Origin of the sequence: Sphingobium phenoxybenzoativorans (genome assembly GCF_001757355.1) — a bacterium.
Taxonomy (GTDB): Bacteria; Pseudomonadota; Alphaproteobacteria; order Sphingomonadales; family Sphingomonadaceae; genus Sphingobium; species Sphingobium phenoxybenzoativorans.
The window spans coordinates 104858-129549 of the sequence record NZ_MINO01000006.1 but is presented as its reverse complement, the minus strand read 5'-3'; the positions used below and the strand labels follow the sequence as shown (position 1 = coordinate 129549).

At 63.5% G+C, this 24692-nt stretch carries 21 protein-coding genes; 18 read left to right on the top strand and 3 right to left on the bottom strand.

The window, feature by feature from the left end:
• Positions 1 to 44: 44 nt before the first annotated feature.
• The 14 genes from BHQ40_RS26085 (at position 45) to BHQ40_RS05295 (ending at position 15080) form a co-directional block, all read left to right on the top strand.
• On the top strand, positions 45 to 194 hold the full coding sequence (locus BHQ40_RS26085) for a hypothetical protein (protein ID WP_171905769.1): 150 nt from the start codon (positions 45 to 47) through the stop codon (positions 192 to 194).
• On the top strand, positions 194 to 1537 hold the full coding sequence (gene nuoF, locus BHQ40_RS05355; RefSeq protein WP_070153505.1) for an NADH-quinone oxidoreductase subunit NuoF: 1344 nt from the start codon (positions 194 to 196) through the stop codon (positions 1535 to 1537). The genes BHQ40_RS26085 and nuoF overlap by 1 nt, the downstream gene beginning before the upstream one ends.
• A gap of 1 nt (position 1538) precedes the next feature.
• On the top strand, positions 1539 to 3551 hold the full coding sequence (nuoG, locus tag BHQ40_RS05350) for an NADH-quinone oxidoreductase subunit NuoG (RefSeq protein ID WP_070153501.1): 2013 nt from the start codon (positions 1539 to 1541) through the stop codon (positions 3549 to 3551).
• Positions 3552 to 3672: 121 nt separating this feature from the next.
• Positions 3673 to 4725: an NADH-quinone oxidoreductase subunit NuoH gene (gene nuoH / locus BHQ40_RS05345; protein WP_070153498.1), complete on the top strand. Its 1053-nt coding sequence runs from the start codon at positions 3673 to 3675 to the stop codon at positions 4723 to 4725.
• Positions 4722 to 5207, top strand: coding sequence for an NADH-quinone oxidoreductase subunit NuoI (gene nuoI / locus BHQ40_RS05340; protein ID WP_021316169.1), 486 nt, complete (start codon positions 4722 to 4724; stop codon positions 5205 to 5207). Before nuoH ends, nuoI begins: the two co-directional genes overlap by 4 nt.
• Positions 5208 to 5349: 142 nt before the next feature.
• Complete coding sequence (locus tag BHQ40_RS05335; RefSeq protein ID WP_070153495.1) at positions 5350 to 5961, top strand: NADH-quinone oxidoreductase subunit J; 612 nt, start codon at positions 5350 to 5352, stop codon at positions 5959 to 5961.
• Positions 5962 to 6106: 145 nt separating this feature from the next.
• Positions 6107 to 6412 carry an NADH-quinone oxidoreductase subunit NuoK gene (gene nuoK, locus BHQ40_RS05330; RefSeq protein ID WP_070153492.1) on the top strand — a complete coding sequence of 102 codons (306 nt, stop codon included), beginning with the start codon at positions 6107 to 6109 and terminating at the stop codon, positions 6410 to 6412.
• A 136-nt stretch (positions 6413 to 6548) separates the two neighbouring features.
• Positions 6549 to 8618 carry an NADH-quinone oxidoreductase subunit L gene (nuoL, locus tag BHQ40_RS05325; RefSeq protein WP_070153489.1) on the top strand — a complete coding sequence of 690 codons (2070 nt, stop codon included), beginning with the start codon at positions 6549 to 6551 and terminating at the stop codon, positions 8616 to 8618.
• A complete protein-coding gene (locus BHQ40_RS05320; protein ID WP_070153486.1) occupies positions 8618 to 10222 on the top strand; it encodes an NADH-quinone oxidoreductase subunit M in 1605 nt (534 codons plus the stop codon). Before nuoL ends, BHQ40_RS05320 begins: the two co-directional genes overlap by 1 nt.
• Positions 10222 to 11658 carry an NADH-quinone oxidoreductase subunit NuoN gene (gene nuoN, locus BHQ40_RS05315; protein ID WP_070153483.1) on the top strand — a complete coding sequence of 479 codons (1437 nt, stop codon included), beginning with the start codon at positions 10222 to 10224 and terminating at the stop codon, positions 11656 to 11658. Before BHQ40_RS05320 ends, nuoN begins: the two co-directional genes overlap by 1 nt.
• Positions 11658 to 12362: a biotin--[acetyl-CoA-carboxylase] ligase gene (locus BHQ40_RS05310; protein ID WP_290438418.1), complete on the top strand. Its 705-nt coding sequence runs from the start codon at positions 11658 to 11660 to the stop codon at positions 12360 to 12362. The genes nuoN and BHQ40_RS05310 overlap by 1 nt, the downstream gene beginning before the upstream one ends.
• Positions 12363 to 12379: 17 nt before the next feature.
• Positions 12380 to 13159 carry a type III pantothenate kinase gene (locus BHQ40_RS05305; RefSeq protein ID WP_070153474.1) on the top strand — a complete coding sequence of 260 codons (780 nt, stop codon included), beginning with the start codon at positions 12380 to 12382 and terminating at the stop codon, positions 13157 to 13159.
• Positions 13159 to 14796 carry a ribonuclease J gene (locus BHQ40_RS05300; RefSeq protein ID WP_070153471.1) on the top strand — a complete coding sequence of 546 codons (1638 nt, stop codon included), beginning with the start codon at positions 13159 to 13161 and terminating at the stop codon, positions 14794 to 14796. Before BHQ40_RS05305 ends, BHQ40_RS05300 begins: the two co-directional genes overlap by 1 nt.
• 14 nt (positions 14797 to 14810) lie before the next feature.
• Entirely contained in the window at positions 14811 to 15080 is a 270-nt protein-coding gene (locus BHQ40_RS05295; RefSeq protein ID WP_070153468.1) for a DUF1467 family protein, read from the top strand.
• 215 nt (positions 15081 to 15295) lie between these two features.
• On the opposite strand, the gene BHQ40_RS05290 is transcribed toward BHQ40_RS05295, so the two are convergent.
• Positions 15296 to 17584, bottom strand: coding sequence for a coiled-coil domain-containing protein (locus tag BHQ40_RS05290; RefSeq protein ID WP_070153465.1), 2289 nt, complete (start codon positions 17582 to 17584; stop codon positions 15296 to 15298).
• An 84-nt stretch (positions 17585 to 17668) separates the two neighbouring features.
• On the opposite strand from BHQ40_RS05290, the gene BHQ40_RS05285 reads away from it, so the two are divergent.
• From BHQ40_RS05285 to BHQ40_RS05270, 4 genes are all read left to right on the top strand, one after another.
• A complete protein-coding gene (locus tag BHQ40_RS05285; RefSeq protein ID WP_070153462.1) occupies positions 17669 to 17971 on the top strand; it encodes an Hpt domain-containing protein in 303 nt (100 codons plus the stop codon).
• Between the two features lie 120 nt (positions 17972 to 18091).
• Entirely contained in the window at positions 18092 to 19276 is a 1185-nt protein-coding gene (locus BHQ40_RS05280; protein WP_070153459.1) for a hypothetical protein, read from the top strand.
• A gap of 71 nt (positions 19277 to 19347) precedes the next feature.
• Entirely contained in the window at positions 19348 to 20439 is a 1092-nt protein-coding gene (locus BHQ40_RS05275) for a hypothetical protein (RefSeq protein ID WP_139139191.1), read from the top strand.
• Positions 20436 to 21800 carry a sensor histidine kinase gene (locus tag BHQ40_RS05270; RefSeq protein WP_070153451.1) on the top strand — a complete coding sequence of 455 codons (1365 nt, stop codon included), beginning with the start codon at positions 20436 to 20438 and terminating at the stop codon, positions 21798 to 21800. Before BHQ40_RS05275 ends, BHQ40_RS05270 begins: the two co-directional genes overlap by 4 nt.
• A gap of 87 nt (positions 21801 to 21887) precedes the next feature.
• On the opposite strand, the gene BHQ40_RS05265 is transcribed toward BHQ40_RS05270, so the two are convergent.
• Complete coding sequence (locus BHQ40_RS05265; RefSeq protein ID WP_070153448.1) at positions 21888 to 23174, bottom strand: citrate synthase; 1287 nt, start codon at positions 23172 to 23174, stop codon at positions 21888 to 21890.
• 20 nt (positions 23175 to 23194) lie between these two features.
• Positions 23195 to 24643: a glutamate--tRNA ligase gene (gene gltX / locus BHQ40_RS05260; RefSeq protein ID WP_070153443.1), complete on the bottom strand. Its 1449-nt coding sequence runs from the start codon at positions 24641 to 24643 to the stop codon at positions 23195 to 23197.
• Positions 24644 to 24692 lie beyond the last annotated feature (49 nt).

Genomic DNA, 24692 nt, shown 5'->3' with positions numbered 1-24692 from the left:
ACCCCTGCCTGCGCAGGGGTGACGGGGAAATGGGGCATCGCCGCATGAGCGCCCTTATCGCCATCATCCTGGGCGTCATTGTCTTTGTCATCGCGCTGAAGGTTATTGGCGCGGTGATCGGTCTCGTCATCGGCCTTGCGCTGGCCGTTGGCGCTTATTTCATCGCTGAAAAACTCATCGGAAAGGGCCGGTAATGGCCGACACTGCCGCACCCCCTGCGCCGCCCCCCTTTGTGGGACCGCTGGCCGACAAGGACCGCATCTTCACCAACGTCCACGGCTTCCAGGACTGGGGCATCGACGCGGCGATGAAGCGCGGCGACTGGGACAATACGAAGAAGCTGCTGGAGATCGGCCAGGACGCGATCATCGAGAAGATCAAGGCGTCCGGCCTGCGCGGGCGCGGCGGCGCAGGCTTCCCGACCGGGATGAAGTGGAGCTTCATGCCCAAGGAAAGCAAGGATGGCCGCCCCAGCTTCCTGGTTATCAACGCCGACGAATCCGAGCCGGGATCGTGCAAGGACCGCGAAATCATCCGCCACGATCCGCACAAGCTGATCGAGGGCGCGCTCGTCGCGGGCTTCGCGATGCGCGCGCGGGCGGCGTACATCTATATTCGCGGCGAGTTCATCTATGAGGCGAAGGTGCTCTTCGCCGCCGTTGAGCAGGCCTATGAGAAGGGCTTTCTGGGCAAGAACGCCTGCGGCTCTGGCTATGACTTCGACGTGTTCGTGCATCGCGGCGCGGGCGCCTATATCTGCGGCGAGGAAACCGCGCAGATTGAAAGCATTGAGGGCAAGAAGGGCCAGCCGCGCCTGAAGCCGCCCTTCCCGGCGGGCGCGGGTCTTTATGGCTGCCCGACGACAGTCAACAATGTGGAATCGATCGCGGTCGGCCCGACCATCCTGCGCCGTGGGCCGGAATGGTTCGCCGGCATCGGCCGTCCGGGCAATCTGGGCACCAAGCTGTTCCAGATTTCCGGCCATGTGAACAAGCCCTGCGTGGTCGAGGAGGCCATGGGCATTCCGTTCAAGGAGCTGATCGACCGGCATTGCGGCGGCATTCGCGGCGGATGGGACAATCTGCTGGCGGTGATCCCCGGCGGCTCCTCCGTGCCGCTGGTCCCGGCGCGTGAGATCATGGACGCGCCGATGGATTTCGACGGGCTGAAGGCGCTTGGCTCTGGCCTGGGCACCGCCGCCGTCATCGTGATGGACAAGTCCACCGACATCGTGCGGGCGATCTCTCGTCTCAGCTATTTCTACAAGCATGAGAGCTGTGGCCAGTGCACGCCGTGCCGCGAGGGCACCGGATGGATGTGGCGCGTGATGGAGCGGCTGCGCACCGGCGAGGCCGACCTGTCCGAAATCGACATACTGCAGGAAGTCACCAAGCAGGTCGAAGGCCACACCATCTGCGCGCTGGGCGACGCGGCGGCATGGCCGATCCAGGGCCTGATCCGGCATTTCCGCCCTGAGATCGAGCGGCGGATCAACGAGAATAAGGGCGCGGCCCCCATGATGGAGGCGGCGGAATAATATGCCAAAGCTAACCGTAGACGGCGTAGAACTCGAGGTTCCCGCAGGCGCGACCGTGCTGCAGGCGTGCGAGCTGGCGGGGAAGGAAATTCCGCGCTTCTGCTATCATGAGCGCCTGAGCATCGCCGGCAATTGCCGCATGTGCCTGGTCGAGGTGAAGCCCGGACCGCCCAAGCCGCAGGCAAGCTGCGCGCTGCCGGCCGCCGAGGGACAGGAAATCCGCACCGACAGCCAGATGGTGAAGAAGGCGCGGGAAGGGGTGATGGAGTTCCTCCTGATCAACCACCCGCTCGATTGCCCGATCTGCGACCAGGGTGGCGAATGCGACCTGCAGGACCAGTCGATGGCCTATGGGAAGGGCGGCAGCCGGTTCCTGGAGAACAAGCGCGCCGTTACCGAGAAATATATGGGGCCCATCGTCAAGACGGTGATGACCCGCTGCATCCAGTGCACCCGCTGCGTGCGCTTTGCCGAGGAAGTCGCGGGTGTGCCGGAGATCGGCGCGATCTATCGCGGCGAGAATATGCAGATCACCACCTATCTGGAGCATGCCGCCAAGAGCGAGCTGTCCGGCAATGTGGTCGACCTGTGCCCGGTCGGCGCGCTGACGAGCAAGCCCTATGCGTTCGAGGCGCGGCCCTGGGAGCTGAAAAAGACCAACGCCATTGACGTGATGGACGCGCTGGGCACCAACATCCGGCTCGACAGCCGGGGCCGTCAGGTGCTGCGCGCGCTGCCGCGGATCAATGACGACGTGAACGAGGAATGGGCGTCGGACAAGACGCGTCACGCGGTTGACGGCCTGATCCGCAAGCGTCTGGACAAGCCCTATGTCCGCAAGGGCGGCAAGCTGGTCGAGGCAAGCTGGGGCGAGGCGTTCGCGGCCGTTGCCGATGCGGCCAAGGGCGCCAAGGGCAGCGTTGCGGCGGTGGCCGGCGACCTGCTCGATTGCGAGACGATGTTTGCGGCCAAGCTGCTGGTCGAGAAGCTGGGCGGGTCCTTGTTCGAGGGCCGTCAGACCGGCCTTGCCTATGATGTGTCCAGCCTGTCGGCGGTGAATTTCAACACGACCCTGCCGGGCATTGAAACGGCGGACGTGATCCTGCTGGTCGGCACCAACCTTCGTTGGGAAGCGCCGCTGGTCAACACGCGCATCCGCAAGGCGATCAAGAAGGGCGCGAAGGTTTTCGCGATCGGGCCGGAAACGGACCTGACCTACAAGGCCGAATGGCTGGGTAACGATGCCAAGCTGCTGACAAAGCTGCCGAAAGCCGTAGTCGATGCGTTTGCGGGCGCGGCGCGTCCGGCGATGATCGTGGGCGGTGGCGTGCTGGCCAAGGATGGCGCGCATGGCGCGACGCTGGCGCTGGCCAAGACGCTGAACCTGGTCCGGGATGGCTGGAACGGATATAATGTCCTGCATTTTGCGGCGGCGCGCATGGGCGGCCTGATGCTGGGCTATGCCACCACGGGCGGCATCAAGGCCGTGGCGGCGGCCAAGCCGAAGCTGCTGTTCTCGCTCGGCGCGGACGAGGTGGATTATTCGGCGTTCGACAAGAGCTTCACCGTCTATATCGGCCATCATGGCGACAAGGGCGCGCATGCGGCCGACGTCATCCTGCCCGGCGCGACCTATGCCGAGAAGGCGGGCACCTACGTCAATCTGGAAGGGCGCGTGCAGCGCGGCGACAAGGCCGTGTTCGCGCCCGGCGATGCGCGAGAGGACTGGTCGATCCTGCGGGCGCTGTCCGATGTGCTGGGCGCGAAGCTGCCCTTCGATACGTTCGAGGCATTGCGCGCCGAAATGGAGAAGGCGGTTCCGGCGCTCGGTCAGCTTGGCCTTGCGAGCTATCCCTGGGCAGCTCCGAAGCTGGACGCCAAGCCGGAAGGCGCGTTCGGCTATCCGATCAAGGATTTCTACCTGACCAACGCCATCTGCCGCGCCAGCCCGACGATGCAGCAATGCTCGGCCGAACTGGTGCATGGCGAGACATTCGCGGAGGCGGCGGAGTGATGCAATTTTCAATCCTCGTCATTCCCGCGAAGGCGGGAACCCATCTCCCCGCTTGTCGGCTGGGTGAGGGTTTGAGATGGGTCCCCGCCTTCGCGGGGATGACGGTTAAGGGGCAAGTTCTGTGACCGCCTTCTTCCAATCCACCCTCGGCGCGCCCTATGCGCTGGCCTGGTTCCTCTCGACGATCATCGGCATCCTGGTGATCGCGCTGCCGCTGATGCTGGCGGTCGCGATGATCATCTATGCCGACCGGAAGATCTGGGCGGCGATGGCGCTGCGCCGGGGGCCGAACGTCGTCGGTCCCTTCGGTCTGCTGCAGTCCTTTGCGGACGGCGCGAAGGTGTTCCTGCAGGAAACCATCATCCCGACAGCCGCCAACCGCGTGCTGTTCCTGATCGCGCCGATCATCACCTTCACCGTCGCGCTCATGGCATGGGCGGTGGTGCCCTTCGATGTTGGCGTGGTGCTGGCGAACATCAATGTCGGCCTGCTCTACATCCTCGCGATCAGTTCGCTGGGTGTCTATGGCGTGGTGCTGGCGGGTTGGGCCTCCAACTCCAAATATCCCTTCTATTCGGCGATCCGCGCCTCTGCGCAGATGATCAGCTACGAAGTCTCGATCGGTTTCATCCTGATCAGCGTCGTGCTCTGGGCCGGGTCGTTCAACCTGACGACGATCGTCGAAAGCCAGAAGGGCTATTACGGTTTCATCAACGGCAATGGCTTCAACCCGCTGCTGTTCCCGATGGCGATCATGTTCCTGATCTCTGCCCTCGCCGAAACCGCGCGCGCGCCGTTCGATTTGACCGAGGCGGAGAGCGAGCTGGTCGCGGGCTACCAGACCGAATATTCGTCCATGGCCTTCGCGCTCTACTGGCTCGGCGAATATGCCAACGTCATCCTGATGTGTGCGCTGAACGCCATCCTGTTCTGGGGTGGATACCTGCCGCCGTTCGACTGGGCGCCGCTTTATTATGTGCCTGGCATCATCTGGCTGTTCGCCAAGATCCTGTTCTTCTTCTTCGTCTTCTCCTGGGTGAAGGCGACCGTGCCCCGCTACCGCTATGACCAGCTTATGCGGCTGGGCTGGAAGATCTTCCTTCCCGTCTCGCTCTTCTGGGTATTCCTGGTTTCGGGCTTCCTCATGCTGACGCGCTATGGAGGCGCACAATGAGCCTCGGTTATTATGTCAAAAGCTTCACCCTTTGGGAGTTTGTGAAGGCGCACTGGCTGACCTTGAAATATTTCTTCAAGCCCAAGGCGACGATCAACTACCCCTATGAGAAGAACCCGATTTCGCCGCGGTTCCGGGGTGAGCATGCGCTGCGCCGCTATCCCAACGGGGAAGAGCGCTGCATCGCGTGCAAGCTGTGCGAGGCCGTCTGCCCGGCGCAGGCGATCACCATCGAGGCGCAGCCGCGCGACGATGGCAGCCGCCGCACGACCCGCTACGACATCGACATGACGAAGTGCATCTATTGCGGTTTCTGCCAGGAGGCATGCCCCGTGGACGCTATCGTTGAAGGGCCGAATTTCGAGTTCGCCACGGAGACCCGTGAGGAGCTGATCTACGACAAGGCGAAGCTTCTTGAGAATGGTGACAAGTGGGAACGGGCAATCGCCGCGAACCTTGCCGCCGATGCACCGTACCGGTAATGGGCGCGGTGTCTGATTCAATCCCGTTCGGGCTGAGCGAAGTCGAAGCCTTCTGCCGAGCGCAGCGAGGTGCCTTCACTTCGTTCAGGCGTGCCCTTCGACAAGCTCAGGGCGAACGGATTCTGGGGGGTCTTGCGGACCAATGATCCACGTCTTCGCCTTTTATCTCTTTGCTTGCGTGGTGATCGCGAGCGGCGCGATGACGATCTTCGCGCGCAATCCGGTGCATTCGGTATTGTGGCTGATCCTCGCATTCTTCAACGCTGCGGGCCTGATGGTCCTGCTGGGCGCAGAATTCATCGCGATGCTGCTTGTCATCGTTTATGTCGGCGCGGTGGCGGTGCTGTTCCTGTTCGTCGTCATGATGCTGGACATTGATTTCGCGGAATTGCGCGCGGGCTTCGTCGCCTATCTGCCGTTCGGCGCGATCATGGCGATCATCCTGTTGATGGAAATCATCCTGGGCGTCGGCATCTGGCAGGCGGGACCGATCCAGTTCGCGCAACGCGCGGCCCCGGCGGCGGCCGACGTGCCGAATATCCAGGCGATCGGCGCATTGCTCTACACCCGCTACATCTTCCTGTTCGAGGCGGCGGGCATTGTCCTGCTGGTCGCCATGATCGGCGCGATCGTCCTGACGCACCGGGCGCGGGGCGGAGTGCGCGGGCAGAATATCGCGAAGCAGAACCAGCGCCGCCCGCAGGATGCGGTGCGCAATATCAACCAGCCAGTCGGGCAGGGGGTGGAACTGTGATGCGCATAGCATATGCGCGTCATCCCAGCGAAGGCTGGGATCTCGTGCCTCACTCGAACCGCTTGTGGCCTGAGACTTCGACGGGAGTCACGCGCCTCGCGTCGACCTTCGCTGGGGTGACGGCATCTATTTCGGGGATGCCGTCATGATCGGCCTTCAGCATTATCTCGTCATCAGCGCGATCCTGTTCGTGATGGGGGTGCTCGGCATCTTCATCAATCGCAAGAATGTCATCATCATCCTGATGGCGATCGAGCTGATCCTGCTTGCGGTGAACATCAACCTCGTCGCCTTCAGCGCTTTCCTGGGCGATCTGGTGGGGCAGGTGTTCGCCATGTTCGTGCTGACCGTCGCGGCGGGCGAAGCGGCCATCGGGCTTGCGATCCTCGTCATCTATTTCCGCGGACGGGGCACCATCGCCGTCGACGACGTCAACCGGATGAAGGGGTGATCCCGGTGCGATCCAGCTATTCTAAAACGCCGTTCGGGCTGAGCTTGTCGAAGCCCTGTCTTTCTTCAAAAGAAAAGTGCAGCCCTTCGACAAGCTCAGGGCGAACGGGTGTGGCTTTTGAAGGGGCTGAAGGCCAGTGATCCTCTATATCGTCCTTCTTCCGCTTCTGGCCGCGATCATCGCTGGCCTTGGCAACCGCATGATCGGCAATGTGCCGGCGAAGATCGTCACCACGGGCGCGCTGTTCGCGTCCTGTGCGATGAGCTGGCCGATCTTCCTGTCCTTCGCGTTCGGCCATGCCGAGCCTTATGTTGCGCCGGTATTCACCTGGATTCAGTCGGGCAGCTTCGATGCGCAGTGGGCGCTGCGGGTCGACACCATGACGGCAGTGATGCTGGTCGTGGTCACTTCGGTCTCCGCGCTCGTCCACCTGTATAGCTGGGGCTATATGGATGAGGACCCGGATCAGCCGCGCTTCTTCGCCTATCTCTCGCTCTTCACCTTCGCCATGTTGATGCTGGTGACGGCCAACAACCTGCTGCAGATGTTCTTCGGCTGGGAAGGCGTGGGGCTTGCCTCCTACCTGCTGATCGGTTTCTGGTTCAGGAAGCCGAGCGCCAATGCCGCTGCGATCAAGGCGTTCGTTGTCAACCGCGTTGGCGACCTTGGCTTCATGATGGGTATTTTCGGCACCTATCTGGTGTTCAATACCATCTCCATCCCTGAAATCCTGGCGGCTGCCCCCGCCATGGCCGGTTCGACCATCGGTTTCCTGGGGCATCGCTTCGACACGATGACGGTCCTCTGCCTGCTGCTGTTCATTGGCGCGATGGGCAAGTCGGCGCAGCTCGGCCTGCACACCTGGCTGCCGGACGCGATGGAAGGCCCGACGCCGGTGTCGGCGCTGATCCATGCGGCGACGATGGTGACAGCGGGCGTGTTCATGGTGTGCCGCCTGTCGCCGATGTTCGAAACCAGCGAGACGGCGCTGGGTGTCGTGACCTTTGTCGGCGCTGCGACCTGTCTGTTCGCGGCGACCGTGGGCACGGTGCAGAACGACATCAAGCGCGTGATCGCCTATTCGACCTGCTCGCAGCTCGGCTATATGTTCTTCGCGGCGGGCGTTGGCGCCTATGGCGCGGCGATGTTCCACCTGTTCACCCACGCCTTCTTCAAGGCGCTGCTGTTCCTGGGCGCGGGTTCGGTGATCCACGCGATGCATCATGAGCAGGACATGCGCTATTATGGCGCGCTGCGTAAGGAAATCCCGATCACCTTCTGGGCTATGACGGCGGGGACGCTGGCCATCACAGGCGTCGGCATTCCGCTGACCACTTTCGGTTTTGCCGGCTTCTTCTCGAAGGACGGCATATTGGAGGCGGCCTACGCTTCGGGCGGCGGCGGGCAGTTGGCCTTCCTGGTCGGCGTGTTTGCGGCGTTGCTGACCAGCTTCTATAGCTGGCGCCTGGTGTTCCTGACCTTCTTCGGCAAGCCGCGCTGGGCAGCGTCCGAGCATATCCAGCATGCGCTGCATGATCATGGTCATCATGATCATCCGGCGGACGAAGATGCGGGGCATGCGGTTCATGCGCATGGTCATGACGTTCATGGCCATGGGCATCATGCACCGGTTACCGGCACAGGCGGATATCATCCGCACGAAAGCCCCTGGGTGATGCTGATCCCGTTGATCGTGCTGAGCTTCGGCGCGGTGTTTGCGGGCTTCATCTTCCATCACCAGTTCATCGGGGCGGAAGAAGGCGGCGAGTTCTGGCGGGGCGCGATAGCGTTCGATGCGCATCTGATGCACGCCGCGCACGAAGTGCCGGTCTGGGTCAAATTCTCGCCGTTCACGGTGATGCTGACGGGCCTGGCCATCGCATGGCTCAGCTACATCCGCCACACCGACTGGCCGCGCGCCTTTGTCGAGCAGTTCAGCGTTCTCTACGATTTCCTGCTGCACAAATGGTATTTCGACGAGCTGTATAATGCGATCTTCGTGAAGCCCGCCTTTGCCATCGGCCGCTTCTTCTGGAAGTTCGGTGATGTCGGCTTCATCGACCGCTTCGGCCCGAATGGCCTGTCCGCGCTGGTTGTCCAGGGCGGCAAGGTCACCCGTAAGCTCCAGTCGGGCTATCTCTACACCTATGCGCTGGTGATGCTGATCGGGCTCGCCGCGGCTGCAACCTGGGCGATCGTACGATAATGGGCGGCTTTCCTATCCTTTCCCTGATGATGGCGGTGCCGATGGCGGGGGCCATCGCCTGCCTGTTCAGCGGCGCGCAGACGGCCCGCTGGATCGCGCTGGCGGCGACGCTGGCCGATCTGGTTCTGGGCATCATCCTGTGGATCAACTTCGATCAGTCGGGCAGCGGTGCGCAGTGGCAGTTCACTGAATATGCGCCGATCTTCGGCCGCTTCGCCTGGGCACTCGGCATTGACGGCATCGCCCTGATGCTGATTGCGCTGACCGTGTTCCTGATGCCGATCTGCATCGGCGCGAGCTGGGTGGCGATCGACAAGCGCGTCGGCGAATATATGGCGGCCTTCCTGCTGATGGAGGTGCTGATGATCGGCGTCTTTACGGCGCAGGATATCTACCTCTTTTACGTGATGTTCGAGGCGGGACTGATCCCGATGTACCTGATCATCGGCATCTGGGGCGGCGCGGATCGCATCTACGCCAGCTATAAATTCTTCCTCTACACCCTGCTCGGATCGGTGCTGATGCTGATCGCGATGATGTGGATGGTGCATGAGGCGGGAACGACCAGCATTCCGGTGCTGATGGAGACGGATTTCCCGGCCCATGCGCAGACATGGCTGTGGCTTGCTTTCTTCGCCAGCTTTGCGGTGAAGATGCCGATGTGGCCGGTTCATACCTGGCTACCGGATGCGCATGTGCAGGCGCCGACCGCGGGTTCCGTGATCCTGGCGGGCGTGTTGTTGAAGATGGGCGGTTATGGCTTCATCCGCTTCTCCATGCCGATGTTCCCGGAGGCGTCCGCGCAGTTCGCGCCGCTGGTGTTCGGCCTGTCGATGGTCGCGGTCGTTTACACCAGCCTCGTCGCGCTGGTGCAGAACGACATGAAGAAGCTGATCGCCTATTCCTCGGTCGCGCATATGGCGATCGTGACGGTCGGCCTGTTCGCGCTCAACACCCATGGCATTGAGGGCGCGATGATGGTGATGCTGGGCCACGGTCTGGTGTCCGGCGCGCTGTTCCTGTGCGTGGGCGTCATCTACGACCGGCTGCATACCCGTGAGATCAGCCGCTATGGCGGCCTGTCGATCAACATGCCGAAATATGCCGTGCTGTTCCTGCTGTTCACCATGGCGTCGGTCGGCCTGCCGGGCACGAGCAACTTTGTCGGCGAGTTTCTGGCGCTGATGGGCGTTTACAAGGCGTCGAGCTGGGTCGCGCTGGTTTCGACGACCGGCATCATCCTGGGCGCGGCCTATATGCTCTATCTCTATCGCCGGGTCTGCTATGGCGACCAGGTGAATGCCGATGCGGCCGCGATGGAAGATCTGTCAGGGCGCGAAATGTGGCTGCTGGCCCCGATCGCCGCCGCCGTGCTGTGGATGGGCGTCTATCCGGAAAGCTTCCTGGCCCCGATGCGCGCGGATATCCAGACATTGGAAGCGCGACTGGCACGCGCCGTGCCGCCGGGCGATGCGCAGATCAAGATGGGTGCGCCCAAGCCCGCCGGTCACGACGCCCATGGCGCTGCGACGCACGAACCTTCTACTCCTGAATCCGGGGGCCATGAACCGGCCGCCCATGCAGCGCCGGGGGAGGCGCACTGATGATCGAAACTGCTTCCCTCCTGATGGTCATGCCGGAGCTGGTCCTGACAGCCGGCGGCCTCGTCCTTCTGATGGTCGCCGCCTATGCCGGTGATCGCACGACCCCTGCTGTATCCTGGGCCTCGGTCGGCGTGCTGATCGCCGCCGCACTGTCGCTCAACGGGCTGCCCACGACCGGCGGCAGCGCCTTTGACGGTCTGTACCAGGCCGACGCCTTCGCCGGTTTCGCCAAGGTGCTGATCTATCTGGCGGCCGCCGTCAGCATCATCGTCGCGCCGCGCTTCTTTGCGCAGGGCGGTGCGCTGCGGGCCGAATATCCCATCCTGATCCTGTTCGCCTGCATCGGCATGGGTATGATGGTGTCGTCCAGCGACCTGCTGACGCTCTATGTCGGGCTGGAGATGAACAGCCTTGCCGCCTATGTCCTTGCCAGCTTCATGCGGCAGGATGAGCGCTCGTCGGAAGCGGGCCTGAAATATTTCGTGCTCGGCGCGCTGGCCAGCGGCATCCTGCTCTACGGCATTTCGCTGCTCTACGGCTTCTCCGGCACGACCAGCTTTGGCGGCATCGCCGCTGCGCTGGGCGACGGCGTGTCGAACGGTGAGCTGTTCGGCATGGTGTTCGTGCTGTCCGGCCTGGCCTTCAAGATCAGCGCCGTGCCGTTCCATATGTGGACCCCGGACGTCTATGAGGGCGCGCCGACCCCGGTGACCGCCTTCTTCGCCAGCGCGCCCAAGGTTGCGGCGCTGGGCCTGACCATTCGCGTCGCCATAGAGGCGATGGGGCCGGCGGGCATGGCGTGGCAGCAGATCGTGATCTTCGTCGCGCTCACCTCCATCCTGCTGGGCGCGGTGGCCGCCATTGGCCAAACCAACATCAAGCGCCTGCTCGCCTATTCGTCGATCAACAATATCGGCTTCGCGCTGGTGGGGCTTGCCGCCGGCACCCCCGCAGGCGTCGCCGCGACCATGAGCTACCTCGCCATCTACATCGTGATGACGCTGGGCAGCTTCCTCTGCGTCCTGCAGATGCGCGACAAGGACGGCAATCCGGTCGAGACGATCGCCAGCCTGTCCGGCCTGTCGCAGAGCCGCAAGGGGCTTGCGGCCTGCTTTGCGATCTTCATGTTCAGCCTTGCGGGCATTCCGCCGCTGTTCGGTTTCTGGGCGAAGTTCCTGGTGTTCGATGCGGCCGTGGCGGCCGGGCTGACGGGTCTGGCGGTGTTCGGCATCGCCGCGTCGGTGATCGGCGCCTTCTATTATCTCAAGATCATCAAGACGATCTACTTTGACGAACCGGCGGCGGAATATGCGCCGGGCGGCAGCAAGGTTGAGGGTGTGATCATGACCGCATGCGCCGCGGTGGTGGTTCTGGGCTATCTTCTCAATCCCTTCCTCGACAGCGTGTCGGCTGCGGCTGCGGCCTCGCTGTTCTGATCGATATCCGCACAGTCGCGGAGACCGTCTCCACCAACGCCGACATGCGGACGTTGGCGGGGGACGGCGTGGGCGAGGGGACCTGGCTGCGCGCCGAACGGCAGAGCGGCGGCCGGGGGCGTCTGGGCCGCGACTGGGAAAGCCCGGCCGGCAATCTCTATTGCTCGACCATCGTACGCGTCCGCCCCGGCGACCCGCCGCCGCCGACGCTTGCGCTGGTCACGGCCGTCGCCGTGCATCAGGCGATCGATGCCCTTGTCCCCGGCCGTACGCAGATCAAATGGCCCAACGACATCATGGCGGGACCGGCGAAACTGTGCGGCATGCTGCTGGAGCGGACAGGCGATGCGATCATCATCGGCATCGGCGTCAATGTGATGGCGCATCCGCAGATAGCGGACCGGCCGACCACCAGCCTGTGGGCGCTGGGCGCGGTTGAGAGCAGCGCCGGGACACTGATAGACTCCATCGCGCCGGTTTTCGCTGACACGCTCCATGCCTGGCGCACCTATGGCCTTGACCCCATCCGCATGCGCTGGCTTGCCGCCGCGCACCGGCCCGGAACGCCGCTGCGGGTCAGCCTGCCCGATGGAGAGGTTCTTGACGGGCGGTTCGACCATCTTTCTTCGGGTGGAGAGCTGATCCTGCGCTTGGATAACGGGGCCACCCGTGCCATTCATGCCGGCGACGTCTTTCTGGTCTGACAGCCAAGGGAAATTCCATGCTTCTCGCCGTTGATGCGGGCAACACCAATGTCGTTTTCGCGCTTGTCGACGGGCAGAGAATCCGCGCCCGCTGGCGTATCGCGACCGACCCCCGCCGCACCGCCGATGAATATGCCGTTTGGCTGAACCAGCTCCTGATACTGGGCGGCTATTCGATGAAGAATGTCGATGCCGTGATCATCGCGACGGTGGTGCCGCGCGCGCTCCATAATCTGGAGGTGCTGGCGACGAAATATTTCCGGGTCGAGCCGCTGATCGCCGGTCACGCTCCGGTCGAATGGGGCATTGAACTGGACGTGGCCGAGCCGGCGTCGGTGGGCGCGGACCGGGTTGTCAACGCCATCGCGGCGCACCACCTATATCCGGGCGACCTGATCGTCATCGATTTCGGTACGGCGACCACCTATGATGTTGTCGATTATAGCGGCGCCTATAAGGGCGGCATTATCGCGCCGGGCATCAACCTGTCGCTGGACGCGCTGGTCGCCGCTGCCGCAAAGCTGCCCCGTATCGCCATAGCAGCGCCGGAGGACCGGTCGGTCATCGGGCGGACGACGGAGGACCAGATGCTGATCGGCGTTTTCTGGGGCTATGTGGCGATGATGGAGGGGCTGGTGGCGCGGATGCGCGCGCAGATCGGCCGTCCGGTAAAGGTGATCTCGACCGGCGGCTTGGCCGTCCTGTTCGACGATCATAGTGATATTTTCGATGCGATAGCGCCCGACCTCACCATTCAGGGGCTGGCGCTGATGCATGAGCGGAGTTTGAATAGATAATGACCCCTAAAGATGAGCTGTTCTTCCTGGCCCTGGGCGGGTCGGGGGAGATCGGCATGAACGTCAATCTCTACGGCACGCAGGGCAAATGGGTGATGGTCGATCTGGGCCTGACCTTTGCCGATCCGGCCTATCCGGGCGTCGAACTGGTCCTGCCCGACCTGTCCTTCATCGAGGAGCGGCGGGACGACCTTCTGGGCATCGTCCTGACCCATGGGCATGAGGATCATATCGGTGCGATACCTTATCTCGCCGCGGACCTGGATGTGCCGCTCTACGCCACCCCCTTCACCGCCGGGCTGATCCGCCTGAAGCTGGAGGAGGAGGGGCTGGCCGATGAGGTGAAGCTGCATGTCATAGAGAATGAGGCGAGCTTTCAGCTTGGCCCGTTCGGTTTCCGCTATATGCCGCTGGCCCATTCGATCCCGGAGGGCAATGCGCTGGTGATCGATACGCCGCACGGCCGCATATTCCATACCGGCGACTGGAAGCTGGACGAGCGGCCATTGCTGGGCGTCCCTTCCACCCCGGAGCAGTTGACCGCCATTGGCGACGAGGGCGTGCTGGCGCTGGTGTGCGACAGCACTAATGTCTTCAACCCGGAAGCCAGCGGATCGGAAGGGGCGGTGCGCGAAGGGTTGCTGGAGGTGGTGAAGAACGCCAAGGCGCGCGTTCTTGTCACCACCTTTGCGTCCAACGCCGCGCGTTTACAGACATTGGGCGAAGTCGCGAACGCCACCGGCCGCTCCGTCTGTGTGGCAGGCCGGTCGCTGGACCGCATCATCTCCACCGCCAAGAGCGCCGGCTATCTGAAGGATTTCCCACCGACGGTCGATTGGGACGATGTGATGGACATGCCCCGCGACAAGGTGATGATCATCGCCACCGGCGGGCAGGGCGAGGCGCGCGCGGCTCTGGCCCGCATCGCCTTCGACAGCCATCCGATCAAGCTTTCCGAAGGCGATCTGGTCGTCTTTTCCTCCAAGCAGATTCCCGGCAATGAGATCGCCATCGGCCGCATCCAGAATGCGCTGGCGACCAAGGGGATCGGGATGGTGACGGATCGCCAGGCCGAGGTGCATGTGTCGGGCCATCCCGGCCGGCCGGAGCTGCAGGCCATGTATCGCTGGATCAGGCCGCAAATCCTGCTGCCCGTGCATGGCGAGATGCGCCATATGGCGGAGCAGGCGCGGCTTGGGCTGGCGGAGGGCATTCCGCAGGCGATTGTCCAGGGCAATGGCGACCTGATCCGGCTGGCCCCCGATGGGCCGAAGCTGTTGGGGCGCGAGACGGTCGGGCGGCTGGTGCTGGACGGCGATGTCATCCTGCCCGCTGACGGATCGACGATGAACGAGCGGCGCAAGCTCGGCCTGCATGGGCAGATCAGCGTGGCTGTGGCCGTGAACAAGGGCGGGGCGCTGGTCGGCAAGCCCAGCATCCGGCTTCAGGGCGTGCCGGTCGAGGAAGATCGCGACGCCTTTATCGGCGAGGCGGAGGAGGAGGCCGGTTCCGCGGTCGGAAAGGGATCGAAGGAGACCGAAGCCCTGCGTGAGCGCGTGCGCCTTGCCGTCCGCCGCACGGCGTCGCGCTGGACGGGCAAGAAGCCTGTAGTAGACGTGCTGATCGTCCACGCCTGATCCGAACCAGACCCATGAACCTCTACGCCATATTCGCCATCTACATGCTGTTCTGGGTGATCAGCGCCTTCATCATGCTGCCGCTGGGCATCAGGACGCCGGACGAAACCGGGGAGGTGAAGGTGCCGGGGCAGGCGGACAGCGCGCCGAGCAATTTCCGGCCCGGTCTTGTCGCCCTGCGCGCGACGATCCTGTCGGCTGTGCTTTTTGGTCTCTATTATGCCAATTATGTCTATGGCTGGCTTAGCGCGGATACGCTGATTGCGATGAGCAAGGGCGGATAGGGCTGGTTGGCGCTGAGTGGAGCGGGGTTGATCGGGCCAAAGTTTGCGGCCCGCGCAATGGCTCCACTGCCCTCAACAGAGCTGGTTATACCATCCGGCGAGCGGTTGTGCTCCTGCGAAGGCAGGCGCCTGGTTCCGGCCTTTGGACTGGACTCCTGCCTTCGCAGGAGCACGCACTATAACCCAGGGAAATACGCTGGAGCGATGTTGCGGCCTTAGCGCAGCCGGTCGATCGCCTGCGCCAGCGCGACATACAGCTTGCCCATATCGGACGACAGCAGGGTCACAGCGAGGGCATTGCCGTCGCGCGCGCCCAGGATGATCCGCAGCATCCCTTCAAAATCATGGATGTAGCGGTTCACATGCTCTTGGAACTCGGCATTGCCGTCATATTGCAGGCCGATCTCGCGCGCTTCGCCGGCATCGAGAAGGCGGACGGCCCGGCGGGTGAATACGCCCCGGTCGCCCTTCAGATAATCGGCCCAGTCAAGATCGGTCACGTCGCTCGACAAGACCTTGGTGATGTCGATGGCCGTGCTGTTGAGCGATTCGATCAAGTCCTTGGAACGGCGCGTATAATGATCGCGGTCGCGCGCGGCGACGGCTTCATCCGCCTGCAGAATCTTCTGTTCGATGCTGTTGCTGCTCTCGGACATCGCCTGGATTTTCCGGTCCAGCCGATCGGTCGCGGCGCTGACGGCATCGATGGCCTGATCCGCAACGCTTGAAAGCTGCGCGATCTGCGCGGTCACCTGTTCGCTGACGGCATTCTTCAAGGCGTCCGCGCTGGCCTTGCCCAGCGCGTCGGCCGCATCGGGAATGGCCCGCGCCAGCGACTGCCGCGCGCGCTCCGCCGCCTGGTCAGCCGTATCCTTGACCCGGACAAGCGCCGCGACCAGTTGCGGCCCGGCGCTTTCCTTAAGCCGCGCCGCGCCCTCGTCCGCGCTGTAGAGCACGTCGCGCAGCATCTCGACCTCGCTGCGGTTGCTGGCGAGATTTTCGCCGGTCGTCTCCAGAAGCTCGTTGAGCCGCTTGGCCTGATCGCGCAGCAGTTCCTCGGTTTCCTGTGTGCGGCCGAGTACCGATTGGGCGATTGTTTCCAGCTTCTCGATCTCCGGCTCCGCGCTCGCCAGCAGCTTGCGCGTCTCCTCGACCCGGCCGTCAAGCCGCCCCAGCGCCGCGGGATAGGTTTCCTCAATCTCGCGCACGCTGGAATCCAGCGCCATCAGCAAGCTTTCGGACCGGGAAATAAGCTGTTCGGCGGTGCTGTTGCCCGCCGCCAGGGCGCGGTCCATCCGTTCCGCCTCGGCAGCGACGGTCGCCAGGGTGGACGCGATGCGTTCGTTGCGCGCCAAGCCCTGCTTCTCAAATTCGCCGAACCGGCTCTCGACAAAGTCCAGCTTGCCGGTCAGGTCGTCGCTCAGCCCCGCACTGATCTGCTGATGCCCCTCCAGAATGCGCGAAAGCTCAAGCAGTCTGGCTTCGATGCTCTGGCTGTGCCCCTGAAAACCGGTGACGGCCTCACCGCCTATGCCGGTGATCGCGGTGCGCGACTGTTCGACGAGCGCGTTGAGCGATGTGGCCTGCGCTTCCAGGCCCATGCCCGTTTCCTCCAGCGCGGCGCGCGCGCCGGTTATCGCGGCGTCGATCCGCTGGGCGGCCTGTTCCGCCATGCCGTTGATTTCGTCGGAGGCGGAACGGGTTTCCTCCTGCAACTGTGCCAATTGGGTCGTCAGGCTCTTGGTCGCGGACAGGGTGCGCAACCGCGCATCGTCAGAAATGGCCATGACCGCCTGCAGCCGCCGCTCCAGCGAATCGATGCGGCCGGTCATCGCCTGGCTGCTTTCCATCAGATGCGCGGACATGGAGTTTGCCCGCTCCTGCAGGGAGGGGAGGGTCCGCACCAGTTCCGTCATCTGTCCGGCGAGTTCGGCCCCGGCCTTCTCCGCCGTCATCGTGTGGTCGGCGGCCTCGGCGGCGCTCGATGCGATCAGCTTGGCGGATGCTTCCATATTCGCGCTGGCGGCGGCGCCGTAATTTTCCAGAAGCAGCGCCTGCTCCTGCATCGCTGCCTTGGCATTGGCCAATTGTGTGCCGATTCGGGACAGTTTCTGCTCAAGCGCTTCGCTTTCGAGTCTCAGGCTTTCCGCGGCCTTCTGAAACCGCCGCGATTCGGCGTGGCTGTTGCGAATCAGCAGGAGGTACAGCGTCCCGATCAGCACCAGGGGGATGGCGAAGGTGGCGACTGCGCCGGGGATCGCCTCGACCGGAGGCAGGGGCTGACCCCGCCCGAACATCACCCATAGAGTGAAGATGGTCCATATCGCGGCGCTTGCCGCCAAAACGACCCGCGCAACGGCCGGCCAACCCGCCGAGACGGGCTGATCGGAGAACTCGGAAGAATAATATTCCTCGAGCAGAAGCTCGTCGTCGGTCACGGCTGGCTGCGCCTCATCGGCCTCAGATTGGCGGCGCAGGCCAATGATCTTGTTTCCCCCATTCATGTCCCGTTCTGTACCATGTTTTTGGTCCGCGCAAACGCCTATTCGCAACGAAAAGTTAACCTCCTGACGGGTAACGATTGGCTTATGTCTTATGATCCGGGAGCTTTGGACGCCGCCCTTGCCGCTGCTGTCGGCGACGATGCGGGATTGATCGCGGATCTGCGCACGGCGTTCCTCGAAAGCGCGGAGCGTCAGCTCGATCTTCTCAGCCGCGCGCGTTGCGACGCCAACTGGCAACTGGCCGCGTATCGCCTGAAAGGGCTGGCGGCGAGCTTCGGCGTATCCGGCCTGATGGCGCTGGCCGATGAAGCTGCGCAGTCCGCGCCGGGCGATCCCAAAATGCTGCGCCGCCTGCGCGCGGCCGTGACGGAATTCGCCCTCGGCTGATTTCCCCGCCGTGCGGCCTCTCCGCACGGCAGACGCACAGCATGCAAAGCCCGCACTTGCGCCCGGCCTCCGCTGTTGCGAGAAGGCGGGTAAAGCATTGCTTTCCGGGTCCGCACTTTCATGTCTTTTTCGGCGATAATCTGTGCCAGCCAGGCGGCGAGCGATTCGCTTGGCGTTTTGCGCGCCAACCTGCATTTCGCGGGCAATAGCCTGTTGGAATATCAGGTGCGGCAGGCGGCGGAGGCTGGCGCCGATCAGGTGATGATATTGGTGGGGGCGGTCACCCAGTCCTTGTCGCGGGCGATAGACAGTCTGACGGCTGACGGCATTTCCGTCTCCATCGTCCGCGACATGGTGTCGCTGCTGCGCGAGGCGCCGCGTGACCGCGACATGCTGCTGGTCGCGGACGGAGCCATAGTGCCGCAGCGTTTCTATGGCGCGGTCGCCGCCCAGCCGGGCAATGTGCTGCTGGTGACCGAGGATAGCGCCACGACCGCGCGGTTCGAACGGATTGATGCGGGCCAGCGCTGGGCCGGCCTTGCCCGCGTGTCGCCCGACGTGCTGTTCGGCACGCTGGACATGATCGGCGACTGGGATCTGGAACTGACGCTGGTCCGCGCCGTCGTTCAGGCGGGCAGTCAGCGTATCGCCGTGCCTGCAGAAGATGTGATGGAGGCGCGCCTGGCCCTTGTCGGCAGTCAGGCGGAGGCGGATCTGGTGTCCCGCGCGCTTCTGGCCGGGAAGCGCGCCCCTGCAGGGGAAGCGGGTGCGGAACGGATGCTTATCGCCCCATTGGCGGCGCGCATCGCCCCGGAATTTCTGCGCAGTCAGGTCCCGGCAGCGCAGGTGCGCGCCGGAGCGATCGCCGTGGCGCTGATCGGCATAGTCGCGACATTGCTGGCCTGGCCGATGATCGCGTTGCTCCTGTTTCTCGCCGCGATCCTATTGTCGCTGACGGTGGACCGGCTGGTGCAACTGGCCCGCAGGGGTGGCCTGGAAGGCTGGATGGGCGTCATGCCGCATCTGATCGTGCTGGCCGGCATCGCCCTTCTGGGCAGCGAGGCGGACAGGACGATGGAGGGGCTCTATCTGGCCGGACTGCTCGCCATATTAATGCTGGGCCTGCGGTCCGGCCGCTTTCCGGGCGCGCGGAAATGGGCGATACTGACGCCGGGATCGGCGCTGCTGATCCTTCTTGTCACCACCGGCGGCGGTTATTTCCACTTCGGTCTGACATTGGCGATCGCCTGCGCGATCCTGTCGCTGGGGTTGGCGGTTCTGGGCAATGAAAGCCCGGAAAGCTAAGCGATTTTCGAGGACGGGTTTTACAACTGGGGTTTAGTGCAAATTAACCACGCAGCCCTATGGTGCTGTCCATGAGCGCCATGCCGCTAGATCATGGAGCGACCTTTCCGGTCGGCTCCCGTCCTCTGATGGCGGCCATCGGTTCGGTCGGCGGGCCGATCCTGCACATGCTTGATCTCGCACAATTTTTGCCGGTTGGCGGCTCCCTGTGGACGGACGCGCTGATCAGCGAAACCCGCCGTCATCTGGCGGGATGCGTGAACGCGGTGGAAGCGGAATTGCGCGATGCGCTGTCCGGCACCGCGCTTGCTTCCGCTTTTTCGGCCATAAGGGAAGGATCTGCATGGGTGGGCCTTCAGGCCAATCCGCAGTTGATCGGCGCTGATCTGATCGCGCAGATGCGCATCCGGGCGGCCATCGGCTTGCTCACGCGTCAGGCGGGTCTGGGCACGGACAATCCCGTCGCCCGCGATGGCGAGGATATTTCCTGGCTGCATTATGACGCCGATCCCGATGTGGCGGCGCAGGCAAGCGCGCTTTCCCTGGCTGAATTGCGCTGGGCGACCGTACAGGGCGAACATGCAGCAATGGCGGCCGACCTTCCCGCAGAGCAGTTCGCGGATATCGTCTGGACCGTGACCGCGCTCAGCGTGGCGGGGATTGGCCGCACCGGCCTGGCCGATCCGCTGTCCGTGCAGACATTGATCGCCACAGCCGCCGCCAACATCATTGCCGCGCATGATGAGGGCGAGACGCCGGTTGCGCGGGCCAGCAGGATTGCGCGCCTCTTGCGCGGACGGCCGGATGAAGGCGAATTGCTTGGGCAGGCGCTGGCCCATCGCCGCATGCTCCTGTTCGCGGCGTTTGCGGGCGAACGCGCAGGCATGCCCGCGCATGCGGTGCTGGACGCGCTTGTCCATGCTCCGGCGCAACGGATTGCCGCGCTATGTCATGTGCTGGGCGGTTCCGCATCCGATTGCCGCCATCTGCTGCTCCAGATTCAGCCTGTGCGGCGCGATCTTGACGATTCGGCGATTGTCGCGCTCACCGCCGCCTTTGACGGTTGGACCGACGCCGATGGCCAAGTCGCCATCGCCAGCATGCGCGGCCCGGCGGAATTGCGCGCCAAGCTTGCCCTGATCGATCCCGCCAGCAGCGCATGAACATGTTGCCCGCGCACAGCGATGTCATCACCGCGACCGTTTCGGCGGAAGGCGTGCTGTTGAGCGCGGATGGTCCCGTTCTCGCCCTGCAACATGATGCGGGCGGCGATCTGGGCGACGCCTTGCTTGTGCCGCAACTGGCCGCCCTTGCCCGGCTATGCTGGCGGCTGAAGGTCATTCTCTCCCGTCCCGTGATCGCGGCGGGGCAGGATGTCGACCTCGACCTCTGGGTGCGGGCGGAACCGGGCGACGATGTGGTTGAGCTTTCCATCCTGGACTGGCGTGAGCGGCCTCTCCATCCGCGCACGGCGTTTCTCGATCCGCTGGTGGAAAAGCCGGGGCATGACGGCTGGTCGTGGCAGATCGATACGCAGATGCGTTTCGTCACGGTTGATGGCGATGGGCCGGGCCTGCCCGGTCCCGGCGCGCGCCTGACGGCGCATCTTAAGCTGCTGGCGGCGGAATCCGGCGAGATGCCGATCCTGGAAGCGCTTGCCGAACGCCGTCCCTTTGCGGGCCAGCGGGCGAGGGCCGTACATGGTGCTGGCGAGGACCTTATTCTGTCCGGCATTCCGCTGTTCGACATTACCGGCCGCCTGATGGGCTATCGCGGCATCGCCACCATGGCGGAAGCGGTCGAAGAAGCCGTGGACGTGGAAGGAGAGGAGGGCGAGATCGCCGCTTCTTTCTCGCCCCTGTTCGGCCGCCGCCTCGATCGCGCTCTGCGCCAGCCGCTCGGCCGGATTATCGCCAATGCCGATACGATCAGCGGCCAGTTGGAAGGGCCACTGCGGGAGGATTATGCCGCCTATGCCGCCGATATCGGATCGGCGGGCCGTCACCTGATGGAACTGGTCGACGACCTTGCCGATCTGCAGGCGATCGACCGTCCCGACTTCACCGTGGCGCGTGAGGAGGTTGACCTGGCCGATATTGCACGCCGCACGGCCGGCTTGCTGGCGGTCAAGGCCGCCGATCGCCATATCCGTATCGATGCGCCGCGCATGGACGAGCAATTGCTGGCCATCGGCGAGTTCCGCCGCGCGCTGCAGGTGATGGTCAACCTGCTCGGCAATGCCCTGCGCTATTCCCCCGAAGGATCGATGGTCTGGGTCCGGCTGGAAAATGAGGATGGCATGGCGCGGGTGGTAGTGGCCGATCAAGGCCGCGGCATTGCGCTGGACGATCAGGAGCGCATCTTCGACAAGTTTGAGCGGCTGGGCCGGGAGGATTCCCATGGCAGCGGCCTTGGCCTCTACATCTCCCGCAAGCTGGCGCGGGCGATGGGGGGAGAAATTACCGTCGAAAGCGCGCCGGGGCAGGGCGCCCGTTTCATTTTCACCATGCCAGCGCGGCCCTGAGCGGCAGCGGCTTTTCATTGCTACCAAGAAGAAAGGCGGCCTCCCTTGGGTGGCCGCCTTTCTTCTGTGCAGATTGTCCAGCGTGGTTCAGCGCTTGTCGACCGAAACATAGTCGCGCTGCGCCGAGCCGGTATAGAGCTGACGCGGACGGCCGATCTTCTGGCCTGGATCGGAAATCATTTCGTTCCACTGCGCGACCCAGCCGACGGTGCGGGCGAGGGCGAACAGCACCGTGAACATTTCCGTCGGGAAGCCAATGGCCGACAGGATGACACCGCTGTAGAAATCGACGTTCGGGTACAGCTTCTTCTCGATGAAGTAGGAGTCGTTGAGGGCGATCTGCTCCAGTTCGCGCGCAACTTCGAGAACGGGATCGTTGATGCCCAGCTTCTCCAGCACGTCCGTCGCGGCCTTCGACAGCACCTTCGCGCGGGGGTCGAAATTCTTGTAGACGCGATGACCGAAGCCCATCAGGCGGAACGGATCGTCCTTGTTCTTGGCGCGGGCGATATATTCCGGGATGCGATCGACAGTGCCGATCTCCCGCAGCATGTTGAGCGCAGCTTCGTTCGCGCCGCCATGCGCCGGACCCCAGAGGCAGGCGATGCCGGCCGCGATGCACGCGAACGGGTTGGCGCCCGACGAACCGGCAAGACGGACGGTCGAAGTCGATGCGTTCTGCTCATGGTCGGCGTGCAGGATGAAGATCTTGTCCATCGCATCCTCGACCACCGGGTCGACCACATATTCCTCGGCCGGAACGCCGAAGGTCATGCGCAGGAAATTGCCGGCGTAGGACAGGTCGTTGCGCGGATAGAGGAAGGGCTGGCCCACCGAATATTTGTAAGCCATGGCCGCAATCGTCGGCATCTTCGCGATCAGGCGGTGGCTGGCGATCAGCCGTTGCTTGGGATCGTTGATGTCGGTCGAGTCATGGTAGAAGGACGACAGCGCGCCGACCACGCCGCACATGATCGCCATCGGGTGCGCATCGCGGCGGAAACCGCGATAGAAGGTCGAAAGCTGCTCATGCACCATCGTATGGCGGTTGATGGTATATTCGAACTTCTCCAGCTCCGCTTTGCTCGGCAGTTCGCCGTGCAGCAGCAGGTAGGAGACCTCCATGAAGCTCGACTTTTCCGCGAGCTGGTCAATGGGATAGCCCCGGTGAAGAAGGACGCCCTGGTCGCCGTCGATATAGGTGATGGCGGATTCGCAGCTCGCCGTCGACGTGAAGCCGGGGTCGAATGTGAACATTTCCGTATCGCCGTACAGCTTTCGGATGTCGATCACTTGCGGACCGACAGTGCCGCTCAGGATCGGATATTCCTTGCTATTCTCTCCAAGGGTCAGTTTGGCTTTGGTGTCGGCCACTTCGTTCTCCTTCATTCGCGTCAGTTCGCGGAAACCCGTTGGGCGTCCGACAATCTCAATAATGTTTCATCTTTCCCGAGGAGGAAGAGTACGTCGAATATCCCCGGCGAGGTGGTCCGCCCCGTCAGCGCTGCACGCAGGGGTTGAGCTACCTTGCCAAGGCCCAGTTCGGCGTCCTCTGCTACGCTGCGTATTGTTTCTTCGATCGCGTCCATCGTCCAGGAAGGAACCTGGCCAAGGGCGTCGGCAGTTTTCTGCAACAGCGTGCGCGCCGCATCGTCTAGCAGAAGCGCGGCCTTCTCGTCAAAATCCAGCGGGCGCTGTTTGACAAGAAACAAAGCGCCGTCAGCGATCTCGTCCAGCGTTTTGGCGCGGGGCTTGAGCGACGGCATGGCCTGTGCGAGCAAGCTGCTGTCATTGGCGGACATTTCCCGCCCGATCAGCGCAGCCACTCGGGGGGCGACCAATGTAGCAAGGCGGGCGTCATCGGCCTCTCGCAGATAATGACCGTTCAGATTTTCCAGCTTCTTGATGTCGAAGCGCGACGGGGAGCGGCCGACGCCGGCAAGGTCGAACAGTTCGACGGCCCGTTCCCGGCTGATGATTTCCTCATCGCCATGACCCCAGCCGAGGCGAAGCAGATAGTTGATCACCGCCTCCGGCAGCATGCCCATTTCGTCGCGATAGGCATCGACGCCGAGCGCGCCGTGACGCTTTGACAGTTTCGCGCCATCTGCGCCGTGGATCAGCGGGATATGGGCGTAGACCGGCACCTTCCAGTCCATTGCCTTGATGATCGTAAGCTGGCGGAAGGCGTTGTTCAGATGGTCGTCGCCGCGAATGACATGGGTGACGCCCATATCATTGTCATCGACCACCACGGCCAGCATATAGGTGGGCGTGCCATCCGACCGCAGCAGGATCATGTCGTCCAGCTCGGCATTCTGGACAACGACACGGCCTTGCACGGCATCTTCGATGACCGTTTCGCCCTCTCGCGGGGCCTTGATACGGATAACGAAGGGCGCGCCCGCCGGCGCTTCGGAAGGGTCGCGGTCGCGCCAGCGGCCGTCATAGCGCATGGGCTGTTTCGCCGCCCGTTGCTGCTCGCGCAATTCCGCCAGTTCCTCCGGCGTCGCATAGCAGCGATAGGCATGGCCCGCCTCCAGCATCGCGTGGGCGACCTCGGCATGGCGCGTGGCGCGGGCGAACTGGAAAACAGGCGGCTCGTCGCCGGACAGGCCAAGCCAGTCCAACCCGTCAAAGATCGCGTCGATCGCCGCCTCGGTCGAACGCGCGCGATCCGTATCCTCGATGCGAAGCAGGAATTTGCCGCCATGGTGGCGGGCGAACAGCCAGTTGAAAAGGGCGGTGCGAGCGCCGCCAATATGCAGATAGCCAGTGGGTGAAGGAGCGAAACGCGTAACGACCGGCCCTGTTTTTGTGCCGTTTTCAGTTGTTGCGCTCACTCAACGATTCCCCGACATTCCTGCTTAACCTCATGGATCGCACGCCCCC

What these genes read in the sequence shown, in the direction of transcription:
- nuoN (WP_070153483.1), top strand. Translation starts at nt 10,222, where the DNA reads ATGATCGAAACTGCTTCCCTCCTGATGGTCATGCCGGAGCTGGTCCTG.
- BHQ40_RS05320 (WP_070153486.1), top strand. Translation starts at nt 8,618, where the DNA reads ATGGGCGGCTTTCCTATCCTTTCCCTGATGATGGCGGTGCCGATGGCG.
- BHQ40_RS05275 (WP_139139191.1), top strand. Translation starts at nt 19,348, where the DNA reads ATGAGCGCCATGCCGCTAGATCATGGAGCGACCTTTCCGGTCGGCTCC.
- BHQ40_RS05270 (WP_070153451.1), top strand. Translation starts at nt 20,436, where the DNA reads ATGAACATGTTGCCCGCGCACAGCGATGTCATCACCGCGACCGTTTCG.
- BHQ40_RS05305 (WP_070153474.1), top strand. Translation starts at nt 12,380, where the DNA reads ATGCTTCTCGCCGTTGATGCGGGCAACACCAATGTCGTTTTCGCGCTT.
- BHQ40_RS26085 (WP_171905769.1), top strand. Translation starts at nt 45, where the DNA reads ATGAGCGCCCTTATCGCCATCATCCTGGGCGTCATTGTCTTTGTCATC.
- BHQ40_RS05300 (WP_070153471.1), top strand. Translation starts at nt 13,159, where the DNA reads ATGACCCCTAAAGATGAGCTGTTCTTCCTGGCCCTGGGCGGGTCGGGG.
- BHQ40_RS05280 (WP_070153459.1), top strand. Translation starts at nt 18,092, where the DNA reads ATGTCTTTTTCGGCGATAATCTGTGCCAGCCAGGCGGCGAGCGATTCG.
- BHQ40_RS05290 (WP_070153465.1), bottom strand. Translation starts at nt 17,584, where the DNA reads ATGAATGGGGGAAACAAGATCATTGGCCTGCGCCGCCAATCTGAGGCC.
- nuoF (WP_070153505.1), top strand. Translation starts at nt 194, where the DNA reads ATGGCCGACACTGCCGCACCCCCTGCGCCGCCCCCCTTTGTGGGACCG.
- nuoG (WP_070153501.1), top strand. Translation starts at nt 1,539, where the DNA reads ATGCCAAAGCTAACCGTAGACGGCGTAGAACTCGAGGTTCCCGCAGGC.
- nuoK (WP_070153492.1), top strand. Translation starts at nt 6,107, where the DNA reads ATGATCGGCCTTCAGCATTATCTCGTCATCAGCGCGATCCTGTTCGTG.
- BHQ40_RS05295 (WP_070153468.1), top strand. Translation starts at nt 14,811, where the DNA reads ATGAACCTCTACGCCATATTCGCCATCTACATGCTGTTCTGGGTGATC.
- nuoI (WP_021316169.1), top strand. Translation starts at nt 4,722, where the DNA reads ATGAGCCTCGGTTATTATGTCAAAAGCTTCACCCTTTGGGAGTTTGTG.
- BHQ40_RS05285 (WP_070153462.1), top strand. Translation starts at nt 17,669, where the DNA reads ATGTCTTATGATCCGGGAGCTTTGGACGCCGCCCTTGCCGCTGCTGTC.
- BHQ40_RS05335 (WP_070153495.1), top strand. Translation starts at nt 5,350, where the DNA reads ATGATCCACGTCTTCGCCTTTTATCTCTTTGCTTGCGTGGTGATCGCG.